The 21,710-nt window shown below is 64.9% G+C and carries 18 protein-coding genes; 7 read left to right on the top strand and 11 right to left on the bottom strand.

What is annotated here, in order from left to right; genetic code table 11:
• Positions 1-12: 12 nt before the first annotated feature.
• Positions 13-1,452 carry a L,D-transpeptidase family protein gene (locus tag M2339_RS02315; protein ID WP_264587628.1) on the top strand — a complete coding sequence of 480 codons (1,440 nt, stop codon included), beginning with the start codon at positions 13-15 and terminating at the stop codon, positions 1,450-1,452.
• A 25-nt stretch (positions 1,453-1,477) separates the two neighbouring features.
• Here M2339_RS02315 and M2339_RS02310 read toward each other — a convergent pair whose 3' ends face one another.
• The 10 genes from M2339_RS02310 to uvrB form a co-directional block, all read right to left on the bottom strand.
• The gene (locus tag M2339_RS02310; protein ID WP_264579518.1) at positions 1,478-1,747 is read right to left on the bottom strand and encodes a hypothetical protein; all 270 of its coding nucleotides are present in this window, start codon (positions 1,745-1,747) and stop codon (positions 1,478-1,480) included.
• Between the two features lie 5 nt (positions 1,748-1,752).
• Positions 1,753-2,313 carry a type 1 glutamine amidotransferase domain-containing protein gene (locus M2339_RS02305; RefSeq protein WP_264571009.1) on the bottom strand — a complete coding sequence of 187 codons (561 nt, stop codon included), beginning with the start codon at positions 2,311-2,313 and terminating at the stop codon, positions 1,753-1,755.
• A gap of 151 nt (positions 2,314-2,464) precedes the next feature.
• Positions 2,465-4,468, bottom strand: a complete 2,004-nt coding sequence (locus M2339_RS02300; protein ID WP_264587629.1) for a TonB-dependent receptor family protein — start codon at positions 4,466-4,468, stop codon at positions 2,465-2,467.
• Positions 4,469-4,508: 40 nt separating this feature from the next.
• The gene (locus tag M2339_RS02295) at positions 4,509-5,132 is read right to left on the bottom strand and encodes an SCO family protein (protein ID WP_264587630.1); all 624 of its coding nucleotides are present in this window, start codon (positions 5,130-5,132) and stop codon (positions 4,509-4,511) included.
• On the bottom strand, positions 5,119-5,589 hold the full coding sequence (locus M2339_RS02290) for a copper chaperone PCu(A)C (protein WP_264587631.1): 471 nt from the start codon (positions 5,587-5,589) through the stop codon (positions 5,119-5,121). Before M2339_RS02290 ends, M2339_RS02295 begins: the two co-directional genes overlap by 14 nt.
• A 67-nt stretch (positions 5,590-5,656) precedes the next feature.
• Entirely contained in the window at positions 5,657-6,043 is a 387-nt protein-coding gene (locus tag M2339_RS02285; protein WP_413714887.1) for a DUF2946 family protein, read from the bottom strand.
• A 91-nt stretch (positions 6,044-6,134) separates the two neighbouring features.
• Positions 6,135-7,376, bottom strand: a complete 1,242-nt coding sequence (locus tag M2339_RS02280; protein ID WP_264571014.1) for a DUF445 domain-containing protein — start codon at positions 7,374-7,376, stop codon at positions 6,135-6,137.
• Positions 7,377-7,507: 131 nt separating this feature from the next.
• Positions 7,508-10,648: an efflux RND transporter permease subunit gene (locus M2339_RS02275; RefSeq protein WP_264573348.1), complete on the bottom strand. Its 3,141-nt coding sequence runs from the start codon at positions 10,646-10,648 to the stop codon at positions 7,508-7,510.
• A gap of 98 nt (positions 10,649-10,746) precedes the next feature.
• A complete protein-coding gene (locus M2339_RS02270) occupies positions 10,747-11,940 on the bottom strand; it encodes an efflux RND transporter periplasmic adaptor subunit (protein ID WP_264587633.1) in 1,194 nt (397 codons plus the stop codon).
• Between the two features lie 288 nt (positions 11,941-12,228).
• Positions 12,229-14,424: an excinuclease ABC subunit UvrB gene (gene uvrB / locus M2339_RS02265; RefSeq protein ID WP_264588381.1), complete on the bottom strand. Its 2,196-nt coding sequence runs from the start codon at positions 14,422-14,424 to the stop codon at positions 12,229-12,231.
• Positions 14,425-14,653: 229 nt separating this feature from the next.
• Between uvrB and M2339_RS02260 the strand changes: the two genes are divergently transcribed.
• The 4 genes from M2339_RS02260 (at position 14,654) to M2339_RS02245 (ending at position 18,650) form a co-directional block, all read left to right on the top strand.
• Positions 14,654-15,208: a DUF3617 domain-containing protein gene (locus M2339_RS02260; RefSeq protein WP_264587634.1), complete on the top strand. Its 555-nt coding sequence runs from the start codon at positions 14,654-14,656 to the stop codon at positions 15,206-15,208.
• A 177-nt stretch (positions 15,209-15,385) separates the two neighbouring features.
• Positions 15,386-15,805, top strand: a complete 420-nt coding sequence (locus tag M2339_RS02255) for a VOC family protein (protein WP_264587635.1) — start codon at positions 15,386-15,388, stop codon at positions 15,803-15,805.
• A gap of 69 nt (positions 15,806-15,874) precedes the next feature.
• Entirely contained in the window at positions 15,875-17,752 is a 1,878-nt protein-coding gene (locus tag M2339_RS02250) for an ABC-F family ATP-binding cassette domain-containing protein (protein ID WP_264587636.1), read from the top strand.
• A gap of 16 nt (positions 17,753-17,768) precedes the next feature.
• A complete protein-coding gene (locus M2339_RS02245; RefSeq protein WP_264587637.1) occupies positions 17,769-18,650 on the top strand; it encodes an arylamine N-acetyltransferase family protein in 882 nt (293 codons plus the stop codon).
• A 131-nt stretch (positions 18,651-18,781) separates the two neighbouring features.
• Here M2339_RS02245 and M2339_RS02240 read toward each other — a convergent pair whose 3' ends face one another.
• Positions 18,782-19,027 (bottom strand): GlsB/YeaQ/YmgE family stress response membrane protein, encoded by a 246-nt coding sequence (locus tag M2339_RS02240; protein ID WP_264587638.1) that lies wholly within the window; start codon positions 19,025-19,027, stop codon positions 18,782-18,784.
• A 170-nt stretch (positions 19,028-19,197) separates the two neighbouring features.
• On the opposite strand from M2339_RS02240, the gene M2339_RS02235 reads away from it, so the two are divergent.
• Positions 19,198-20,721 (top strand): fumarate hydratase, encoded by a 1,524-nt coding sequence (locus M2339_RS02235; protein ID WP_264587639.1) that lies wholly within the window; start codon positions 19,198-19,200, stop codon positions 20,719-20,721.
• A 25-nt stretch (positions 20,722-20,746) separates the two neighbouring features.
• Entirely contained in the window at positions 20,747-21,670 is a 924-nt protein-coding gene (locus M2339_RS02230) for an EamA family transporter (RefSeq protein ID WP_264587640.1), read from the top strand.
• Positions 21,671-21,710: the final 40 nt, after the last annotated feature.

Here is a 21,710-nt window from a genome sequence, read left to right as displayed (position 1 = left end):
CGGGAGACATATGTGCGCACTGGAATTTTTGGATCATCGTTGCTGGCGGTCGCGCTGCTTCTTTCAGGTTGCGATAAAACGAAGGACAATCAGGATCAGGCCGGCGTCGCGCTGGAAGACATGCAGTGGAGCGACGAAGCAACCGATCAACTGAATGAAGCGCTGGCCCAGCGCGCCGCCCATGGGCTGGACCAGAAGGATTTCGGCCTCGCCGGCTCGGGTGAAAAGGCCGGCAATGCGGAGCTAACCAAGGCCGCGCTCGCTTATGCGCAGGCGCTGGCGCGGGGCGCGACCGACCCGACCAAGCTGTATGAAATCTACACCGTCCCCCGCCCCTCGCCCGATCTTCGCGCGGGGCTTGCGCAGGCCTTGCGGGAAGGCAAGGTCGGCGCTTGGCTGGCCAGCCTCGCGCCGCAGGATGCAAGCTATCGCAAGCTGTCCGAAACCTATCTGGCGCTGCGCAAACAAGGCAATGGCGCCAGCAACGAAATTCCGGCAACCAGCGTGCCGCTGAAACCCGGTGAGAGCGATCCCCGCATCCCGGCCATATCCCGGCAACTGGTCGCCACGGGTTATCTCGACAAGGCGAATGCCAGCACGGACACGCGCTACACCCCGGCAATCGCGGCCGCCGTGCGGGCCATGCAGGCGGACTATGGCATTGCGACCGACGGGGTGATCGGCGACGATGCGCTGAAGATCATCAACCTGTCAGACGCTGACCGCGCCCGCGCCATCGCGGTGACCATGGAGCGGATGCGCTGGCTGGAACGGACGCCGCCGGCAACCCGCATCGATGTGAACATTGCGGCGGCCCGGCAGAGCTACTGGCGCGACGGCAAGCTGGCCGATGTGCGCCGCGTGATCGTGGGCGAACCGGACAGGGAAACGCCCATGCTCGGATCGCCCATTTATCGCCTCGTGGCAAACCCGACCTGGACCGTGCCCCGCTCGATCGAGGAGAAGGAACTGGCCGGCAAGGGCGCGGACTATCTGCGGCGCAATAACATGGAGCGGAAGGACGGCTGGATTGTCCAGCAGCCCGGGCCGAAGAATTCGCTCGGACTGGTCAAGTTCGACATGAAGAATGATCACGCCATCTATCTGCACGACACGCCGGCCAAGCAGCTGTTCGATGACGTCCAGCGCCAGCGCAGCCATGGGTGCGTGCGCGTGCAGGATGCGCTAGGCTTTGCCGATATGATCGCGCGGGACGAAGGCGTGACAGCCGAATGGCAAAAGGCACGCGAAACCGGCAAGGAGAGCTTTGTCCCCCTGCCCCGCGAAATCCCGGTGCGGCTGCTCTACCAGACCGTGATCTTCGACGATGCCGGCGAGCCGGTGGTCCGCGACGATCCTTATGGGTGGAACAACCCCGTCGCCGCCGCACTTGGCTTCGGCTCGGGGTCGGAACGGCGGGTGCGGGGCGATCGCGGCGATATTGGGCCGTGATCCACTTGGTGCCGGGCGGTTTAGGCTAATCCTCCACCCGGCGCCGGCCGGGCCGCAGCAGATAGCGCCACACCCCGACAAGGTTGATGACGAGCAGCACGATGTTCTGCACGCCGATGCCTTCGCTCTCCGGCTGGAGGAAACCCCAGCCGATAAGCGCCATGGAGCTGGTGACGAAAATCACCATCGCCCAGCCCGTCCATAGCCTGCCGAGATTGAGCGACACGATGAGCGCGGCCAGCGTCGCCGCGGCCGCGCCATAATATTGTAAGGCTGTCAGCAAGCCGTCAGACATGCAGGTCAGGCCGCATCGACATGACGACCTTCAGCAAATTCCTCGATGATCTTGGCGCAGAAGGCGTCCAGATCATCCGGCGTGCGGCTGGTGACGAGGCCGTTGTCGACGACCACTTCCTCATCCACCCAATCACCACCGGCATTTTCGATATCGGTCCTGACGGTGGGGTAAGAGGTGAGCGTGCGCCCCTCGACCACATCGGCCTCGACGAGCAGCCACGGACCATGGCAGATCACGCCGATGGGTTTGCCAGCCTCGGCGAAGGCGCGAACCAGATCGACGACATCGTCATCGCCGCGCAGCTTGTCCGCGCCGACGCTGCCGCCGGGGATGATCAGGCCGTCGAAGTCATCGACGGACACATCGGCAACCGCGCGATCCACGGTGTAGGTGCCGCCGGGGTCGAGATCATTATTGTTGGTCTTGGCTTCACCCGTCTCGATGCCGATCACGGTGACGGTGGCGCCCGCCTTGGTCACGGCATCGCGGGGTTGGACGAACTCGGGCTCTTCCGTGCCGCGCGGCGCGATGAGGATCGCGATGGATTTTCCTTCCAGACTCATGGGGTCTCTGCCTTTCCTTGCGTTTGGGGATATTCCGGACAACGCACCGGCAGGCGTTCCGAGCCCGAAGGACATGCAAGACAGGCTGAACCGAACCAATCATGCGCCGGCGGCGGAGCAGTTCCTCCGCCGCCGGCGCCCTCATTGAGGGTTAGAAGCGGGCGCGAACGCCGCCGTAAACCGCGCGGCGCTCGACCGGGTAATAGATCGCGGAAGTTCCCGTGGCAGCGATCACTGCGGAAATGTCGCCAATCGCCTTCTTGTCGGTAATGTTCCGCACGTCGAGGAACAGGTCGACCCCGCTCGTCAGCGTCGCGCCTGCCGTCAGGCCAAGCAGCGCGTAGCCGGGCGTGCGCGTGCTGTTGGCGTAATCGGCAAACGCCCCCTGCGGCACCCACTCGAGATTGGGCGCGACATTGAGCGCCGGCGTCCCGATCCGTACTTCGCTGCGCAGCACATTCAGCGGCACGACCGGCAGGCGGTTGTTCCGGAAAACCGCGTCGTTGACGAAGTGGAAGTCCGAATATTGCCAGATCTGGCGCAGGCGCAGCCAGGGGGTCGGCGTGAGGCTGACGGCGGCCTCAATGCCACTGTGCCGCGTGCGATCCGCATTGAAGGTGGCGGCCGGAACGGTGGTGCCATTGGGGAAATATTGCAGCAGCTCATCGCGCAGGGTGGCACGGTAGGCCGTGATATCCCAGCTCACCATGCCCGCCTGCCCGCGGGTGCCGATTTCCGCCGTCCAGGCCGTCTGTGGAGCGATGGCCGCAATGAGCGTGTTGACCGGCGGCGTGCCGACGCTCTGGAAGACCTCGCCAAAGCCCGGGAATTCCGCCGAACGGCTGTAGTTGGCGAAGAGCTGGATGTCCGGCGTCGGCTCGATGAGCACGCCGAACTTGGGCGAGAACTCATTGAACGCCAACCGCCCGCTCTGCCCCGTGGAGAGCAGCACCGTGCGCTTGCGGAAGCCATCGGCATAAATTCCGCCGGCAATCAGCGTGACGCCCGGCACCGGCTGCAGGCGCGCCTCGCCATAGACATTGGCGGTGCGCGCGGTCTGATCGGCATCGAAGGTCAGCGCCCCGCGTTGGCCATTCACATTCCGATACTGACGCGCCCGCGTTTCGCCATGGCGGAACTCGCCGCCCAGCGTGAAGGACAGAATGCCGGCATCATGGTCCAGCCGGGCAAAGACGCCCCGGTCGGTCGATTTCTGATCGATCACCTCGAAAATCGGGTGGAACAGATCCTTCATGTTGAGAAAGGCCCCCACATCGAGCCGGGTCTGGCCCCAATCGAAGCGGGTGCGGTTCTGCAGGCGGATCGAGTCGATATCCCGCCCCTGATCGCCGCTGAAATTGCCTTTTTCCGGATTATTCAGAACATCCGTAGCGGTAAGCGCGCCGGGCAGGTCCTGCCGAATGCGGTTGAGGCTCGCATAGAAGCGCGTGGTCACAACATCGGACAGGGCAAGGCCGACATTGCCATGGACGCGCATGCTCTCGCGATGGGCGTGCTGGCGGTCGCCATCCGAGGTATCGGCGCTGACGCCGACCCAATAATCTGCCGGGCCGCTGGTGCCGCCATAAGCCACCAGTCCCCGGACTGTCTCGAAGCTGCCGGCATCGGCGCGCAGATACAGGCCGGGCGCATCCTTGCCGGTGGGCGTCACGCCATTGATCGCGCCGCCCAGCGTGCCCGAGCCGAAGCGCAGGGCGTTGGCGCCGCGATAGACCTCCAGCCGCTCAAAGAAGATCGGGTCCAGTTCCTGAAAATCGCCATTGTCATCGGCGAGATTGATCGGCGCGCCATCCTGAAGCAGCGTGATGCCCCGCATGTGGAAACCGCGCGAGAGGCCCGACCCACGAATGGAGAGGCGGACCTCCTGCCCGTAGCGAGGCTGGGTGTAGACGCCCGGCGAAAAGGCGAGCGTATCGCGCAGTGAGACGATGGTCTTGTCGGCATAATCCTCGTGCCGGACGACATCGGTGCCGCCCGGCGTGGCGCGGGCGAGCCGCTCGGCTTCCTGCGTCTGGGACTGGCCCACGACGATGATGGTGCGCTCGCCATCGGCGGCGGCATCTGCAGCCTCCTCGGCAAAAGCGGGCGTGGCCATGGCGAGCATGGTTGCGAGAGCGATAAAGGACGTTTTCATGATGATGTCTCCCCCCGTTCGGGGTCTGAAATATTGTGGGTCAGGCGATCAGGCGGCGAAGTTCGGCAAGGGCCGCATCTTCACTGTCCTGATCGCTCAGCAGGGATTGCAGGCGCCCGTCGCGATCCATGAGGATGACGAAGGCGCTGTGATCGATGGTGTAATCGCCGCCCTCGAGCGGGATCTTCTGGTAAAAGACCCGGAATGACTTCGCGGCGTCGGCAATCTGCGTTGGCGAACCGGTGAGGCCGAGAATGGGCGTGCCGAACAGATCGACATAAGCGCCCACATCGGCCGGCTTGTCATGGCCGCTATCCACCGAGACGAAGACGATACGGAACTTGTCCCCATCGGCACCCATCGCCTTGCGCAGATGCGCCATGCGGCTGAGCGTCGTCGGGCAGATATCCGGGCAGCGGGTGAAGCCAAAGAAGATCGCATAGGGCGTGCCCTTGAGCGTCTGCGCGGTGACCGGCTTTCCATCCCTGTCGACCAGCGAGAAATGCTGGCCGACATCGGCCGGCGCCCCCGCAATCACTTGCGGCGGACCTTGGGTAACGAACCGCAGGGCCAGCAGAATACCAAGGCCAAGGGCAGCGAGCGCCACCAACAACCAGAGCCACAGACGAATCCGGGCCAGCCGGCGCGGATCAGTGTCCGCCATGGTTGCCTCCATAAGTGACGGCCTCGACGGCGAACGAGACCTGCACCTTCCCGGCGCGGGCGAAGTCGAGCGTGACGGGAATGGTCTCGCCCCGGACCAGCGGGCGCTTGAGGCCCATGAACATGATATGGAAGCCGCCCGGCTTGAGCGCGACAGAGCCGCCCGCCGCGACCGGCAGGCCATTCTTGAGCGGCCGCATCCGCATGACACCGCCCTCCATGCTCATGCTGTGGATTTCGACGCGGGTGGCGACCGGCGTGCTGCCGCCAGTGAGGCGCTCATCCGTACGAGCGCTGTTGGTGATAGCGAGGAAACCGCCGCCGGCGGACTGGCCCCGTGCGGTTTCCCGCGCCCAGGGTCGGTCGATGGTGAGGCCGTCTTTCTTGACGCCCTGCGCGGTGGCAGGTGCCACCAAAGCTGCGGCGAAACCCGCCGCGATCAGGATAGGAATTTGCATTGTGAAACACTCCGACATGCCCACGCGTGACGACGCGCCGGCAGGACCGACAAATCAGCTGAGATTGTCAGGCGTTGGCCGGAGGGCCGCGTAATGGGGGACGGAGATAGGTCTCGTGCCGGGGCAGCCGCAGATCGGTCTGCAGCAGGGCCGTCGTAAAGATGAACGCCAGCGCGGCTTCGAGCACGACCGGATCGGTTGCGGCAAGCGCCTGAGCCGTCAGTCCACCGAAAGCGCAGGTCTGATCCGATTGGGTCTGCGGCGTCTTGTCCTTGCCCTCGACGGGAATGTGCAGCGTGATCGGCCCCGCCCCGCCGGACGAGCATAGCTCGACGGTGAGCGTCTTACCGCTGACGACCGGCATGAAGCCCGCCGGCATCAGCGCCTTGAACAGCAACGCGAGGCCGAGCAGCGTGGCAGCCCAGCAGCGGTGCGAATGAACAAGGCGGCGCATATGCAACACGGCCGCGCTCCTAATCCCCTCCGCCGCATTTGTCACTCGCGAACGGATAAAACCTCACGGCGCGCGGGCAGGAGCGGATTTTCTAGAACAGATAGCTCAGGCTGTGCAGCGTGAGACCGACCAACCCGCCGACAAGGGTGCCGTTGATACGGATATATTGCAGATCGCGCCCGACCGCATTTTCCAGCCGCCCGGTGATCGTTCGCGCGTCCCAACTGCGCACGGTTTCGGAGACCAGCAGGACGATGCTGTCGCCGTAGCGCGCCGCCGTGCCGACCGCGACGCGCCGGGCGAAACGATTGACCACATGCTTGAGCGCGGGATCGTCGCGGAGCGTTTCGCCAAGCTGGCGCACCACCTCGCCCATCCGCCCGGCGAGCGCTGCCTGCGGATCACGTGCGGCGCGCAGCATGGCCTCGCGCGCGGCTTGCCAGATGCCATCCAGCCAGCGCTGCATGGCCGGGTTAGCGATCATCTCGTCGCGGATGCGGTCGACACGCGCCTGCATCTTGGGATCGGTCTGGAGATCGTCCGCAAGGGTCGCCAGCCCCTCCTCCACCTTGGAGCGCAGACGGTGCTCGGGATCGTCAGCAGCTTCCTGCAGCAGCCTGTCCAGCCCGTCGATGATCTTGTTAGCCAGCGTCTCGTCGAGCCCGGTGAAGCGCATGATCTTGCCCGAGCGCTCATGCACGATCTGGCGGATGAGTTCGCGATTGGCTTCCAGCGTCCGCGCCCCCCAGCGGATCAGGGCGTCGAGCACCGGCTGGTGACGCCCGTCCTTCATGGCGGCGGCGAGCAACTGGCCCAGCAGCGGCGCGGCATTGAGCTGCCCGATGCGCTGGACCAGCACGCCCTTGAGCATCCCGCCCAGCCTCTCATCATCCAGCGCTTCCAGAGAATCCGCCAGCAAGCGCGAGGCACCGCGCCGCAAGCGTCCATCGCCTGCAGCCGGCGCCGCCAGCACGCGCCCGGCCGCGCCGGCGACATCCAGCCGGCCCATGCGGCGAGCGACGACGGCGGGGGTAAGGAAATTATCGCGCAGGAAGACGGCCAGCGTATCGCCGATGCGATCCTTGTTGCGGGGGATGATCGCGGTGTGCGGGATCGGCAGGCCCAGAGGATGACGGAACAGCGCGGTGACCGCGAACCAGTCGGCCAATCCGCCGACCATGGCCGCCTCGGCGAACGCCCGGACGAAGCCCAAAGCCGGATGCAGGTCCTCGAACCGACGCGCCGACACATAGGTAATCGCCATCACGACCAGCAACCCGGTTGCAATGATGCGCATCTGCCGCACGCCGCTATGGACGGGAACCTTGATCATGCGACGTCTCTAGCCGAGTGCTGCCCCTGGGTCATCCGGCAAGGCATCGCGCAACAGGTCCATCCCCGCACGCGAACCAAGCCGCTGCCGGAAGAAGTCCCGCCAGCGACAAGAGTTCCTGAAAGCCCTGCTTATTCGGCTGGCTGAGCAGCCTCGCCCTTGCCATCATAGGTCAGCACCCGGCGGCGCAGCCACGGGCCGATCCGCTTTTCCACGCCATCGGCAAGGCTGAACGCAGCCGGTACGATCGCGAGGGTGAGCAGCGTCGAGAGGATCAGGCCGCCAATCACGGTGATGCCCATAGGCGAGCGCCAGGCGCCATCACCGGTGAGCGAGAGCGCGGTCGGCACCATGCCGGCGGTCATGGCGACCGTCGTCATCACGATCGGCTGGGCGCGCTTGTGGCCGGCTTCCATGATCGCCTCGAACTTGGGCACGCCCTTGTCCATCTCCTCCAGCGCGAAGTCGATCAGCAGGATCGAGTTCTTGCCGACGATGCCCAGCAGCATCAGCAGGCCGATATAGACCGGCAGCGAAAGCGGCTCGTTCATCACCAGCATCAGCAGCAGGCCACCCAGGGGCGCCAGCGCCAGCGAGCACATGTTCACCAATGGAGAAATGAACCGCTTGTAGAGCAGCACCAGCACCGCGAAGACCAGCAGCACGCCAGAGGTCACGGCAATGACGAAGTTCTGGATCAACTCCTCCTGCCAGCGATCGCTGCCGACAGCCTGATTGCTCACGCCCTGCGGCAGGTTGCGCATGGTCGGCAGCTTGTTGATCGCCTCCATGACCGGGCCCTTGACTGCGCCCTGCGCCAGATCCGCACCGACGAAGATGCGGCGCTGCTGGGCATAACGCTGGATAGAGGTCGGCCCGGAGCCGAAGCTGATCTCGGCGACGCGGCTGAGCGGCACGGTGCCGCCGCCCGCCGTGGGGACAGGCAGGTTCTCGATGTTCGAGAGATCGCGCCGCGCCGATTCCGGCAGCATGACCCGGATGGGCACCTGGCGATCGGACAGCGAGAATTTTGCGCTGTTCTGGTCGATATCGCCCAGTGTTGCGATGCGGATCGTCTGGCTGAGCGCGGACGTCGTGACGCCAAGCTGGGCGGCCAGATCGAGCCGCGGACGGATGATGAGCTCCGGCCGCTGCATGTCGGCATTGACGCGCGGCGCCACCACACCGGGCAGGCTCTTCATCTCTTCGGCAACCTTCGTCGCCGTCTCTTCCAGAAGCGCCGGGTCAGAGCCGGAGAGCATCACAGAAATGTCGCGTCCCGTGCCGAACCCGCCCTGCTGGGACGCGAACGAGACGCGCGCGTCCGCTATTTCCGCGAGGCGAGGCGCCAGTTCGCGCTCGAACTCGATGCTGGTCCGCTTGCGGTCCTTCTTGAGCGTGATGAAGATGCGGGCATTGCCTTCGCCGACGTTCGCCATGGCGGTATCGACTTCCGGCTGCTTGTTCAGCAGCTCGGTCACCTGATCGGCAATGGCCTCGCTCTGCCGGAGCGTGGTGCCCGGCACTGCCTCGATGTTGATCCGGCTGAAATCCTGATCGGCATTGGGCTCGAACTGCTTGGGCATCGAGATGAGCAGGATGACGGTCAAGGCGAAGGCTGCCAGACCAAAGCCCATCATCCAGACGCGATGATCGAGGAAGCGCGCGCGAATCCGCCGCCCCAGCCCGCCGCCCCGGGCATAAGCCTTGGCCTTGCGATCATCGAGCGCCCAGCCAAGCAGGCTCATATAGCGATCCATGAGCCAGCCCTCGCCATGCTTCTCCTCGCCATGATGTTCGAGGAAGTAAGCGGCGACCAGCGGCGTGATCATGCGCGCGACGGCAAGGCTGATCAGCACGGCGATGACGACCGTGAAGCCGAAATTCTTGAAGAACTGACCGGTGATGCCGGGCATCAAGGCGACCGGGAAGAACACCGCGACGATGGACATCGTCGTTGCAACCACCGCGAGGCCGATCTCGTCCGCCGCGTCGATGGAGGCCTGATAAGCCGTCTTGCCCATGCGCATGTGCCGCACGATGTTCTCGATCTCCACGATCGCATCGTCGACCAGCACGCCGGCCACCAGACCGAGCGCGAGCAGGGACAGGGAGTTCAGGTTGAACCCCATCAAATCCATGAAATAGAAGGTCGGAATTGCCGAGAGCGGAATGGCGATGGCGCTGATCACCGTCGCACGCCAGTCGCGCAGGAAGATGAACACAACGATGACGGCGAGCACCGCACCCTCGATGAGAGCGTGCATCGAGCTGCTATACTGGCTCTTGGTATAGTTCACGCTGTTGAAGCGCTGGTAGAAGCGAATGCCGGGATTTTCCGTCTCAAGCTGCTTCAACACCTTGAGCGTTTCATCGAAGACGCTGACGTCCGATGCGCCCTTGGCGCGCTCGATGGAGAAGTTGACGACCTGCTTGCCGCCGACCTTGGCCAAGCGCTTCTGCTCGCCATATCCATCGGTCACGCTGGCGATGTCCGCCAGCAGGATCGTGCGGCCGTTGCCCAGCGATATCTGGGTCTGGCCGAGGCTGTAGGCATCCTGCGCATTGCCCAGCACGCGCACCGACTGGCGCGAGCCGGCGATCTCCGCCTGGCCGCCCGCCGCGTTGACGTTCACCTGACGCAGCGCCTGATTGACTTGGGACGCCGTGACACCGAGCGACTGCATCTTGGCCGGATCCAGCGTCACGCGGATCTCGCGATCGACGCCGCCGCCGCGCCCGACGCGCGCCATGCCTTCGATGCCGAGCAGGCGCTTGGCCACCGTATCGTCGACGAACCAGCTCAGCTGCTCGATCGTCATGTCCGAAGCCTGGACCGAGAAAAACGCGATCTCGGCGCCGCCGACTTCGACCTTCTGGACGAACGGTTCGAGAATGCCATCGGGCAGATCGCTGCGGATCTGGTCGACCGCGTTCTTCACTTCCTGGGTCGCGACGTTGGAATCGACGCCGATCTGGAACTGGACGAAGGTCTGGCTCGATCCTTCGCTGGCCGTCGACTGGATTTCATCGACGCCATTGATCGACCGCACCGCCGCCTCGACGCGCTGGGTGATCTGGGTCTCGATTTCCGTCGGCGCGGCGCCCGGCTGGCTGATCGTGACGTTGACGGCGGGAAAATCGATGTCCGGATTATCCACGACGGCCATGCGGCTGAACGCAATGATGCCCGCCAGCAGCAGGCCGATGAAGAGCACGATCGGCGGCACCGGATTGCGGATGCTCCAGGCCGATATGTTGCGAAGACTCATCTCGTCTGTCCTGCCAATCTAGCGTATGACGGCCGCCACAAGCAGCGGCGCCCTGTTAGACGTCGCCCATTAGACGTCGCCCTGTCAGGCGTCGCCGGTCAGCCGCCAGCCCTTCCGTCCGTTGCACTCTTCGCGAGCCGGGGCTTGACCGTCTCGCCCGGGCTGAGGAAGCCGCCGGCATAGAGCACGACGCGCTCCGAACCATTGAGCCCCTGCACCACGGCAATGCCCCGCGTCGTCACCGCACCTGTCTTCACCGACCGGCGCTCGACCTTGTTATCCTTGCCGACGACGTAGACATAGCTGCCCTTCGGGTCGCTCTGAATCGCGGACTCCGGCAGGACTGCTGCCGACACGCGCTCCATGGCAATTTCCGCATTGGCGAAACCACCCGGACGCAGCGCGGCATTATAAGGCACGGCGATGCGGACGATGCCCTGGCGCGACGTCTGGTCGATCACCGGCGCGATCTGCCACACACGGCCCTCGAAGCTCTGCGTCATGCCGACAGGCGTCACGCGTGCCAGGGCGCCTTCGGACAGCAAGGCCAGCTCGTCTTCGGAGAGCAGCGCCTTCATTTCCATTTCGCCCGCGCGCGCGATGCGGAACAGCACGCCACTGCCGCCGGAGACGACTTGGCCCGGCTCGACCGAGCGCGTGAGCACCAGCCCTGCGGCCGGCGCGCGAATATCCAGCCGCCCGACCTGCGCGCGCATCTGGTTGAGCTGCGCCACGGCCACATTGACCCGGGCCACGGCAGCATCGCGCGTCGCGGTCTTCTGGTCGATGTCGGCGCGGGACACGAACCCGTCGCTCACCAGCGCCTTGGCGCGATCAAGATTGTTCTGGGCCAGCTTGGCGTCGGCCCGAGCGACCTGCACGGACGCTTCGAGCTGGGAAATCTGCTGGGCCTGCACCGACCGCTCGATGGTCGCGAGAATCTGATTCGCGCCGACCCAGTCGCCCGGCTGAACATGAACGGCGACCACGCGGCCACCCTCGCCAACCACGCCGACGGGCATATCCACCCGCGCTGCCAGCGAGCCGGTGGCATTGGCGGTGCGCGTCACGGCTTCCTGCGCGGGCACGGCGACGGTGACGATTGCCACCTGGCTGACCTGCTCGCCCTGATCGCCCGAACCGCCGAAGAATCGATAGGCCAGCATGGCGATGACCGCCAACGCGACCAGCGCGCCAACGACCAGCAGCAGGCGCCGCCGCTTCTGCCGACTCTCGGCCTCTTCCGGGTCCACACTGGACACGCCGTATTTCATGTTCGCTTCATAGTTCATGAGTTTCGCCGCCTAGGCGCCCCTTAGCTCGAACTGTATTACATGAATAAGTCACTATCGACAAGCGGGATTATACCCACCTTCTCGCAGCCGCAACACCCTGGGTTCACTTCGCTTTCTAAGCTGAAGACCTTACAGGACAGCAGCATGAATGAACGCTGAGCAAAAGCGATGCTCGGCGGATGCGCCTGCATGAAATCCGAGTGTCGCGGCGGTGCCGGCTTGTAGACTTCGTCTACTTGCTGTCAAACGAAATTGACCCGCGAAAAGTCTCCACCGTTTGTGAGGCTAGCGCCCCATTTTTCGCTGCGTCTTGCCGTAGCGCATCTTGCGCGTGCCGGGCTTGCCCTCGGTGGCACGGCCGAGATAGCGGCCCGCATTGGCGGTCACCTGCTGATCGACAGGGAGCCCCAGCTCTTCGGCTTCCAGCTTGCGGATCTGGTCGCGCAGGCGGCCGGCTTCCTCGAACTCGAGATCGGCGGCAGCGGTGCGCATCTTCTTTTCGAGATCCTCGATATAGGCGCGCAGATTATGGCCCACCATGTGCGGCGCATCGTCGAGGCCGGTGTCGACGGTCACCTGATCCTTGCTGGCGACATGGGCGATGATGTCGCCGATCTGCTTCTTCACGCTTTCCGGCGTGATGCCATGTTCCAGATTATAGGCGACCTGCTTTTCGCGGCGACGATTGGTTTCGTTGAGCGCGCGCTCCATCGAGCCTGTCATGCGGTCGGCATAGAGGATCACGCGGCCATCGATGTTGCGCGCGGCGCGGCCGATCGTCTGGATGAGGCTGGTTTCCGACCGCAGAAAGCCTTCCTTGTCGGCATCGAGAATGGCGACGAGGCCGCATTCGGGAATATCCAGGCCCTCGCGCAGCAGGTTGATGCCCACGAGCACGTCATAGACGCCCAGGCGCAAGTCGCGGATCAGCTCGATGCGCTCCAGCGTCTCGACATCGCTGTGCATGTAGCGGACCTTGAGGCCTGCCTCATGCATGAACTCGGTCAAATCCTCGGCCATGCGCTTGGTGAGCGTGGTCACGAGGGTGCGGTAGCCCTTTTGCGCGGTCAGCTTGGCTTCATGGATGAGGTCGTCGACCTGATCCTCGACCGGCTTGATCTCCACCGGCGGATCGATGAGGCCGGTGGGGCGGATGACCTGCTCGGAGAAGGTGCCGCCGGTCTGCTCCATCTCCCAGTTGCCGGGCGTGGCCGAGACGCTGACCGTCTGCGGGCGCATCGCGTCCCATTCGTTGAAGCGCAACGGGCGGTTGTCGATGCAGCTTGGCAGGCGGAAGCCATATTCGGCGAGCGTCACCTTGCGGCGATGATCGCCCCGCGCCATCGCGCCGATCTGCGGCACGGTCTGGTGGCTCTCATCCACGAAGAGGATCGCGTTTTCCGGCAGATACTCAAACAGAGTCGGCGGCGGCTCACCCGGCAGGCGGCCGGTGAGGAAGCGGGAGTAATTCTCGATGCCCGCGCAGGAGCCCGTGGCCGCGATCATCTCCAGATCGAAATTGGTGCGCTGCTCCAGCCGCTGCGCCTCCAGCAACTTACCCTCCTCGACCAGCTCCTTCAGCCGCTCGGTCAGCTCATGGCGGATCGCCTCCATCGCCTGTTTGAGCGTTGGGCCGGGGGTGACGTGGTGCGAATTGGGGAAGACCTTGACGTAATCGAGGCTCGCCGCCTTCTTGCCGGTCAGTGGATCGAACTCGACAATCTCCTCGATCTCGTCGCCGAAGAAGCTGATCCGCCAGGCATTATCCTCATAGTGGCTCGGGAAAATCTCCAGATTGTCGCCCCGAACGCGGAAGTTGCCGCGCGCGAAGGCGGCATCGTTGCGCTTATATTGCAGCGCCACGAGCTTGCGGATGATCTCGCGCTGATCGGCGCTCTCGCCCTTTTTGAGGCTGAAGGTCATCGCCGAATAGGTTTCGACCGAACCGATACCGTAAATGCACGAGACGGACGCGACGATGATCACGTCATCGCGCTCCAGCAGCGACCGGGTCGCCGAGTGGCGCATCCGGTCGATCCCCTCGTTCACGCTCGACTCTTTCTCGATGTACGTATCCGAGCGGGGCACATAGGCCTCGGGCTGGTAATAATCATAATAGCTGACGAAATATTCGACCGCATTGTCAGGGAAGAAGCTCTTGAACTCCCCATAGAGCTGCGCGGCGAGAATCTTGTTGGGCGCCAGCACCAGCGCGGGGCGCTGTACCGCTTCGATCACCTTCGCCATGGTGAAGGTCTTGCCCGAGCCGGTGACGCCGAGCAGCACCTGATCCTTCTCACCCGCTTCGGCCGCCTCGACCAGCTCGGCAATGGCGGTCGGCTGGTCGCCGGCCGGCTGATAATCGCTCACCAGCTTGAAACGCCTGCCGCCCTCCGCCTTTTCCGGGCGTGCCGGACGATGGGGAACGAAGGACTGGTCGGTTTGGGGCTCGGCTAGAGTCGTGCGGATCTGGATCGCCATAGGGGGAATATGGCGATTGTGGCCGCCGGCGGCAATGGGGCGGAAGAACAAAGCGGGATCGACGATGACTGGGCCCGCCATCATGATATGGGGTGAGCGTCAATCAGGCTTTTGCCGCCGATCCGTCCGTCGTGCCGTTCTCGAGCTTGCCCTGCGGAGGCTAAAGCGCCATCACCGGCCGGACGAGCTTGGACACACAGGTGCCGGGCCTTGCGACGAGGATATGCCCATGCGCGCCGTTTTTCTGATCACCCCTACCCTTCTTGTCCTCTCCGGCTGCGATAGCGGCCCGGATGTTTCGGCGACCAACGCGACGCCCGAGGAAGTGCAGCAGCAAGTGGCGGCTGCCGGCGGCGATGGCGTCATGGTCAGCCCCGGCCGGTGGGAAGGCCAGATGACGGTGCAGGAGATCGAGATGCCCGGTCTGCCGGCCGAAGCGCGTGATCACATGAAGGCGCAGATGGGCGCCGGGCGAAGCTTCACCAGTTGCGTGACCGAAGAGGATGTGAAGGAGCAGAAGGCCTTTTTCACTGGCGAGCACGACAAGAGCTGCAAATATGATCACTTCACGATGAAAAATGGTAAGATTTCCGCGCTACTCAAATGCGATGGCGGCGCGCAGGGCCGCATGGAAATGAAGATGGACGGCGAATATGCCCCCGACCGCTACCGGATGGAAATGGCCTCAAAGGCCCAAGGCGGGGACGCCGCAGGCGAGATGACGATGAAGATGACAGTAGATGCCAAGCGGGTCGGCGCCTGCAAGGGAGACGAGCAGGGCTGACAGCCTCGGTCGCCCTGCGGTGCGAGAGGGACCCGCCCATGCGAAGCGTTTCAATTCGGGGCGGCAGAACTAGCGTGGAGCGGGACCGGTTAGCACCAGCCGAATTCTACTGTATGGAGCCGCTGGTTCGCGCGGCGTTGAGTCGGGCAAGCGGTCCATCCCGGCAGAGAGGCACCCATGATCGGCTACACGACGGTGGGCACCAATGACCTGCAGCGCGCCATGGCCTTCTATGATGCGCTGTTCGGCAGTGTCGGCATCCGGCGGTTGCTGGAGCTGCCGCATATCGCGGCCTGGGGCGCCAGCTGGAGCAAACCGATGTTCGGCGTCGCCAAGCCCTTCAATGGCGGGCCGGCGACTCCCGGAAACGGGGCGATGGTCGCCATGGGCCAGCGCACGCGGGAGAAGGTGCGGCGATTGCATGGCAAGGCCATCGAGATGGGCGGGGGGGACGAAGGCCCGCCGGGTCTGCGCAGTGCCGATGGGAGTCAGGCCTTCTACGCCGCCTATGTGCGGGATCTCGATGGCAACAAGCTCTGTTTCTACTGCGTTGGCCCCGGCGAGGGGGATACGGAGACGGCCGCGCGGACCGGCTAGATCGGCAAACACGGCCGGCGGTCAGAATTTTCCGGGCGACCTGCGCTGCGCTTGTGCTAACGGCGCGCCATGCTGACCATCAATGATATCACCGTGCGGCTGGGCGGCCGTGTCATTCTCGATGCCGCGAGCGCCGCCCTGCCGCCGCGGTCGCGGGTCGGCCTGATCGGCCGCAATGGCGCCGGCAAGTCCACCCTGATGAAAACGATCATCGGCGAACTCGACCCAGATGGTGGATCGGTCGACATGCCCCGTGACACGCGGCTGGGCTATATCGCGCAGGAAGCCCCGAGCGGCAGCGCCACGCCGTTCGAGACCGTGCTCGCTGCCGATACCGAGCGCGCGGCGCTGCTGGTGGAGAGCGAGACATGCGAAGACCCGGACCGGCTGGGCGACCTGCACGATCGCCTGATCGCCATCGATGCCTACACCGCGCCCGCGCGCGCGGGTCGCATCCTCACGGGCCTCGGCTTCGATGAAGAGATGCAGAACCGGCCGCTCGACAGCTTCTCGGGCGGGTGGAAGATGCGCGTCGCGCTGGGCGCGCTGCTCTTCTCCGAGCCGGACCTGCTCCTGCTCGACGAGCCATCCAACCACCTCGACCTCGAAGCGACCTTGTGGCTGGAGAGCTTCCTCAAGGAATATCGCGGCACGGTGCTCGTCATCAGCCACGAGCGCGACCTGCTCAACAATGTGGTGGACCACATCCTGCATCTGGAGGGCGGCAAGATCACCCTTTATCCGGGTGGCTATGACGCGTTCGAACGGCAGCGCGCCGAGCGGCTCGCCCAGCTCGAATCGGCCCGCGAGAAGCAGGCGGCGGAGCGTGCCAAGCTGCAGGATTATGTCGCGCGCAACAGCGCCCGGGCCAGCACGGCCAAGCAGGCGCAATCACGGGCCAAGGCCCTGGCCAAGATGCAGCCAATCGCCGCTGCGCTGGAAGACCCCAGCCTCTCCTTCGACTTTCCCGATCCCGAAGCGCTACGCCCGCCGCTCATCACGCTCGACATGGCGTCGGTCGGATACAATGAGACCCCGATCCTCCAGCGCCTCAATCTGCGCATCGACCCCGATGACCGCATCGCGCTGCTCGGCAAGAACGGCAACGGCAAGACGACGCTGGCCCGGCTACTGGCCGCGCAGTTGCCGGCCATGGAAGGCGCGATGAACGCCTCGGGCAAGATGAACGTCGGCTATTTCACCCAATATCAGGTGGAAGAGCTGGATACGGAAGACACACCGCTCGAGCACATGACCCGGCAGATGAAGGGGGCCACCCCCGGCGCGGTGCGCGCGCAACTCGGCCGGTTCGGCTTTTCGGGCATAAGAGCGACCCAGAAGGTCGGGTCGCTCTCCGGCGGCGAACGCGCGCGGCTGGCGTTGGCGCTGATCACCCGCCACGCGCCGCACCTGCTGATCCTCGACGAGCCGACCAACCACCTCGACGTCGATAGCCGCGAGGCTCTGGTGCAGGCGCTCAACAGCTATTCCGGCGCGGTGGTGATCGTCAGCCACGACCGGCACATGATCGAGCTGGTCGCCGACCGGCTGGTGCTGGTCGATAGCGGACTGGCCCAGCCTTTTGACGGCAGCCTTGAGGATTATACCGACTTCGTTCTCGGGCGCGGTGCCAGTGCCCCGGCGAAGGAGAGCGGGTCCAAGAACGACCGCAAGGCCGATCGCCGCGCGAATGCCCAGGCACGGGAGCGCTACAAGGCGCTGCAGGCGGCCGTGAAGAAGACAGAGAAAGCGCTGGCCGATCTCACCGCCGAGCGCTCGCGGATCGATCTCGCCCTGTTCGATCCGGCAAAGGCTGGGCCGCAGGAAAAGGACCGGACGATGAGCGAACTGATGCAGCGGCGCGCCAAGCTCGACGGCGCCATTGAACAGGCCGAACAGAGCTGGATGGAAGCCAGCGAGGCGCTCGATAGCCTCGACGCGGCCTGACCGGGGCGAGCCTGCCATGACCGCCGCCGCCCGCCTCGACGCCTATCTGGCCCGCCTCGGCCTTGAGTCCGCGCCGACACCCGATGCGGAGGGCCTCGCCATTCTTCAGGCGGCGCAGCGCCGGCGCATCGCGTTCGAGAATCTGGATGTCCGCCTGGGCCGCCCGATCCTGATCGACGGGGACAGCGTGTTCGACAAGCTCGTCACCCGGCGACGCGGCGGCTATTGCTTCGAGCACAACCGGCTGTTTGCCGACATGCTGGGCACGCTTGGCCTGCCGGCCAGGCCGCTGCTCGCGCGGGTGTTGCTCGGCGCAGCGCCCGGCGACATCCCGCCGCGCACGCATATTCTGTTGCTGCTTGAGATCGAAGGCCAGCCTTGGGTGGCCGATGCCGGATTTGGCGGCAGTTTCGTGCCGCCCCTGCCCTTGCAGGACGGCGCCGAGGCCACGACGCCCGACGGAGCCAGCCATCGCTTGCGCCGGATCGGCCAGCCCGGCGACGTCCTCGGCGAATGGCTGCTGGAGCGTGCCGGCCCGACGGCCTCCACCGACGGGCGTAGCGTGGAGACCGACGACTGGCAACCGCAATATGCGTTTCACCTCGATCCGGTGGCACCCATCGATCTGGAGCAGTGCAACCACTGGACCTCCACGCGTGCGGCCTCGCGCTTTACGACCCTGCACATTGTCAGCATCGTCCTGCCCGACGGCTTTGCCGCGCTGACCGAGCGTGATCTGTCCATCGCGCGTGGGCCTATTCGCGAGGTGCGCGAAATGACCACGCCGGAAGAGTATCGCGTGGCCCTGGCGGATGTCTTCGGGCTCACCCTTGCGCCGGATGACGTGGCCGCGCTGCCCCTGTTTGCGCCACTTAACAGTTCGAGCGCGGCCGAATAATCGGCGTTACCCCCTTACCGATGACGCGGTGCTCCTGCGGAAGCAGGAGCCCAGGGCGGCGGGGGACAACGGTTGTGCCCTGGGTTCCTGTTTTCACAGGAATACAAGGCGGTTCCTAGGCTTGACCGCGCCTAGCTCAATGATCGCACGATGAAGATCAGCAGCATCCCACCGAGCACGGAGCCGATGAAGCCGACCGGGCGGAAGTTGCCGCTTTTGCCATCCATCAGCCCCGCGACGAAGCCGCCGATGATGCCACCGCCAATGCCGAGCAGGATCGTGGCGATCCAGCCGAGGTTCACGGCGCCGGGATAGAAGAAGCGCGCGAAGACGCCAACGATGAGGCCGACGACGATATAGCCGATGATCCGGAACATAGATGCATCCTTCCTGCCCGCGGCGTCATGAGCGCGCCGCTGAGCGGTTATTGCGCGGATCGGCCCGCACCGCAACGGCGTCGAGCGCTTGCCTGCGCAGGGCAAAGGCGTATAGCGCGCGGCATCCAAACCGCCTGTCCTTGCCATTTGCCGGGAGTCTCACGCGCGCCATGACCGTGACCATCAAGACCGCCGACCTGATCGAAAGCGTCGCCGATGCGCTTCAGTTCATCAGCTACTATCACCCGATGGATTATATCCGCGCGCTGGGCACCGCCTATGAAGCCGAGCAAGGCCCGGCCGCCAAGGACGCCATTGCGCAGATCCTCACCAACAGCCGCATGTGCGCCGAGGGCCATCGCCCGATCTGCCAGGATACCGGCATCGTCAACGTGTTCGTGAAATGGGGCATGGATTGCCGCCTCGACGACACCAGCAAGTCGCTGCAGGAGGTCGTCGACGAGGGGGTGCGCCGCGCTTATCTCAACCCCGAGAACAAGCTGCGCGCATCCGTGCTGGCCGACCCCGCCTTCACGCGGCGGAACACCAAGGACAACACGCCCTGCGTGCTACATGTCGAAATGGTGCCGGGCCATCATGTCCATGTCGATGTCGCGGCCAAGGGCGGCGGCAGCGAGAACAAGTCCAAGTTCAAGATGATGAACCCGGCTGACAATATCGTCGACTGGGTGCTTGAAATGCTGCCGCAAATGGGCGCCGGCTGGTGCCCGCCCGGGATGCTCGGCATCGGCATCGGCGGCACGGCCGAGCATTGCGTCCACCTCGCCAAGAAGGCGCTGATGGAGCAGATCGACATGGCGAGCCTCAAGGCGCGCGGGCCGCAGACGGATATCGAGGCGCTGCGCATCGAGATTTTCGACAAGGTGAATGCGCTCGGCATCGGCGCCCAGGGTCTGGGCGGGCTTGCCACGATCCTTGACGTCAAGATCCTCGACGCGCCCTGCCATGCGGCGGGCAAGCCGGTGGCGATGATCCCCAATTGCGCCGCGACCCGCCACGCGCATTTCTCGCTGGATGGCTCCGGCCCCGCCTATCTGGAAGCGCCCAAGCTCGATGAGTGGCCCAAGGTGGACTGGAAGCCGAGCGCGGAAGCCAAGCGCATCGACCTGAACACGCTCACGCCCGAGGTGGTGCAGAGCTGGAAGCAGGGCGACCGCCTGCTGCTCAACGGCAAGATGCTCACCGGCCGCGACGCCGCCCACAAGCGCATTCAGGACATGCTGGCGCGCGGCGAGCAACTTCCGGTCGAGTTCAAGGGTCGCGTCATCTATTATGTCGGCCCTGTCGATCCGGTCGGCGAGGAAGTGGTCGGCCCGGCTGGCCCGACGACCGCGACCCGCATGGACAAGTTCATGCGGATGATGCTCGATCAGGGCCTGCTCGCCTGCGTCGGCAAGGCCGAGCGCGGCCCTGCGGCGACCGAGGCGATCAAGGACGCCAAGAGCGCTTATCTGATGGCGGTCGGCGGCGCGGCCTATCTCGTCGCGCGGGCGATCAAGGGTAGCAAGGTGGTCGGCTTCGAGGATCTGGGCATGGAAGCGATCTACGAGTTCGAGGTGCAGGACTTCCCGGTCACCGTCGCGGTGGATAGCGAAGGCAACAACGTCCACCAGCTCGCGCCGCTCGTCTGGCAGGAGAAGATCGCCCGGGAAGGCCTGCTGGAGAAGGCATGAACCTGACCCGGCATAGAGCGCAGCGTTGATTTCTTCGCCGATCTGGCTGCCGGCGACGCTGCTGGCCGGCCTGCTGCAGGCGTGGCGGACGGCCGTGCAGCGGCGCGTCGGGCAGATGATGTCCGTCAATGCCGCCGGGCTGGTGCGCTATCTCTACGGCCTGCCCTTCGCAGCAGCGCTGATGCTGGGATATCACGCCCTGCTGAGGGACGGGCTGTTCCCAGCCTTCTCCAGCGCCACCGTCATCTACAGCGCATTGGGTGGACTGGCGCAGATACTGGCGACGAATCTGCTGCTGATGGCCTTCCATCATCGCAATTTCGTCGTCGGCACGGCCTACTCCAAGACGGAAGCTGCACAGGGCGCGCTGCTCTCCATTCTGCTGCTGGGCGAGACACTGAGCCTGCTGGCCTGGATCGGCATCGCCATTGGCGTGGTGGGCGTCATGCTGCTCTCTACCGGGGGCAAGCGAATGAGCGCGGGCGATTTTCTGCGGGCGCTCGGCCAGCCCGCCGCGCGCTACGGCATCGCGTCCGGCTTCTTCTTCGCGCTCACGGCGATTGCCATTCGGCGCGCGACGATGGACGTAACCACGCCCGACCCCATTTCGGCCGCACTGACGGTGCTGGTCATCACCGTTGCGCTGCAGACGGTGATGCAGGGCGGCTACCTGCTGTGGCGAGAACCAGAACAGGTGCGGAGGGTGTTCGAGACATGGCGCGTCTCGGGGCAGGTCGGCTTTCTGTCCGCGCTTGGCTCGGCCTGCTGGTTCACCGGCTTTGCGACCGCGCCGGTGGCGCTGGTGCGGATCGTCGGCCAGAGCGAGGTCGTCTTCACGCTCAGCTTTGCGCATTTCTATCTGCGCGAGCGCCTGCGCCGGAGCGAAGTGATCGGCCTGCTGCTGGTGGTGAGCGCGGTGGTGCTGGCGCTGCTCGGCGCCCGAGGTTAAGGCGGCGCGCCACTAATACCGCACTGCACAACGTCATTTT

The organism is Sphingobium sp. B2D3C, assembly GCF_025961835.1.
Taxonomy (GTDB): domain Bacteria; phylum Pseudomonadota; class Alphaproteobacteria; order Sphingomonadales; family Sphingomonadaceae; genus Sphingobium.
Note: the sequence above shows the minus strand (reverse complement) of the source record. Positions and strands in the feature narration are given on the sequence as shown.

What these genes read in the sequence shown, in the direction of transcription:
- M2339_RS02310 (WP_264579518.1), bottom strand. Translation starts at nt 1,747, where the DNA reads ATGTCTGACGGCTTGCTGACAGCCTTACAATATTATGGCGCGGCCGCG.
- M2339_RS02305 (WP_264571009.1), bottom strand. Translation starts at nt 2,313, where the DNA reads ATGAGTCTGGAAGGAAAATCCATCGCGATCCTCATCGCGCCGCGCGGC.
- M2339_RS02300 (WP_264587629.1), bottom strand. Translation starts at nt 4,468, where the DNA reads ATGAAAACGTCCTTTATCGCTCTCGCAACCATGCTCGCCATGGCCACG.
- M2339_RS02295 (WP_264587630.1), bottom strand. Translation starts at nt 5,132, where the DNA reads ATGGCGGACACTGATCCGCGCCGGCTGGCCCGGATTCGTCTGTGGCTC.
- M2339_RS02290 (WP_264587631.1), bottom strand. Translation starts at nt 5,589, where the DNA reads ATGCAAATTCCTATCCTGATCGCGGCGGGTTTCGCCGCAGCTTTGGTG.
- M2339_RS02285 (WP_413714887.1), bottom strand. Translation starts at nt 6,043, where the DNA reads ATGCGCCGCCTTGTTCATTCGCACCGCTGCTGGGCTGCCACGCTGCTC.
- M2339_RS02280 (WP_264571014.1), bottom strand. Translation starts at nt 7,376, where the DNA reads ATGATCAAGGTTCCCGTCCATAGCGGCGTGCGGCAGATGCGCATCATT.
- M2339_RS02275 (WP_264573348.1), bottom strand. Translation starts at nt 10,648, where the DNA reads ATGAGTCTTCGCAACATATCGGCCTGGAGCATCCGCAATCCGGTGCCG.
- M2339_RS02270 (WP_264587633.1), bottom strand. Translation starts at nt 11,940, where the DNA reads ATGAACTATGAAGCGAACATGAAATACGGCGTGTCCAGTGTGGACCCG.
- uvrB (WP_264588381.1), bottom strand. Translation starts at nt 14,424, where the DNA reads ATGGCGATCCAGATCCGCACGACTCTAGCCGAGCCCCAAACCGACCAG.
- M2339_RS02260 (WP_264587634.1), top strand. Translation starts at nt 14,654, where the DNA reads ATGCGCGCCGTTTTTCTGATCACCCCTACCCTTCTTGTCCTCTCCGGC.
- M2339_RS02255 (WP_264587635.1), top strand. Translation starts at nt 15,386, where the DNA reads ATGATCGGCTACACGACGGTGGGCACCAATGACCTGCAGCGCGCCATG.
- M2339_RS02250 (WP_264587636.1), top strand. Translation starts at nt 15,875, where the DNA reads ATGCTGACCATCAATGATATCACCGTGCGGCTGGGCGGCCGTGTCATT.
- M2339_RS02245 (WP_264587637.1), top strand. Translation starts at nt 17,769, where the DNA reads ATGACCGCCGCCGCCCGCCTCGACGCCTATCTGGCCCGCCTCGGCCTT.
- M2339_RS02240 (WP_264587638.1), bottom strand. Translation starts at nt 19,027, where the DNA reads ATGTTCCGGATCATCGGCTATATCGTCGTCGGCCTCATCGTTGGCGTC.
- M2339_RS02235 (WP_264587639.1), top strand. Translation starts at nt 19,198, where the DNA reads ATGACCGTGACCATCAAGACCGCCGACCTGATCGAAAGCGTCGCCGAT.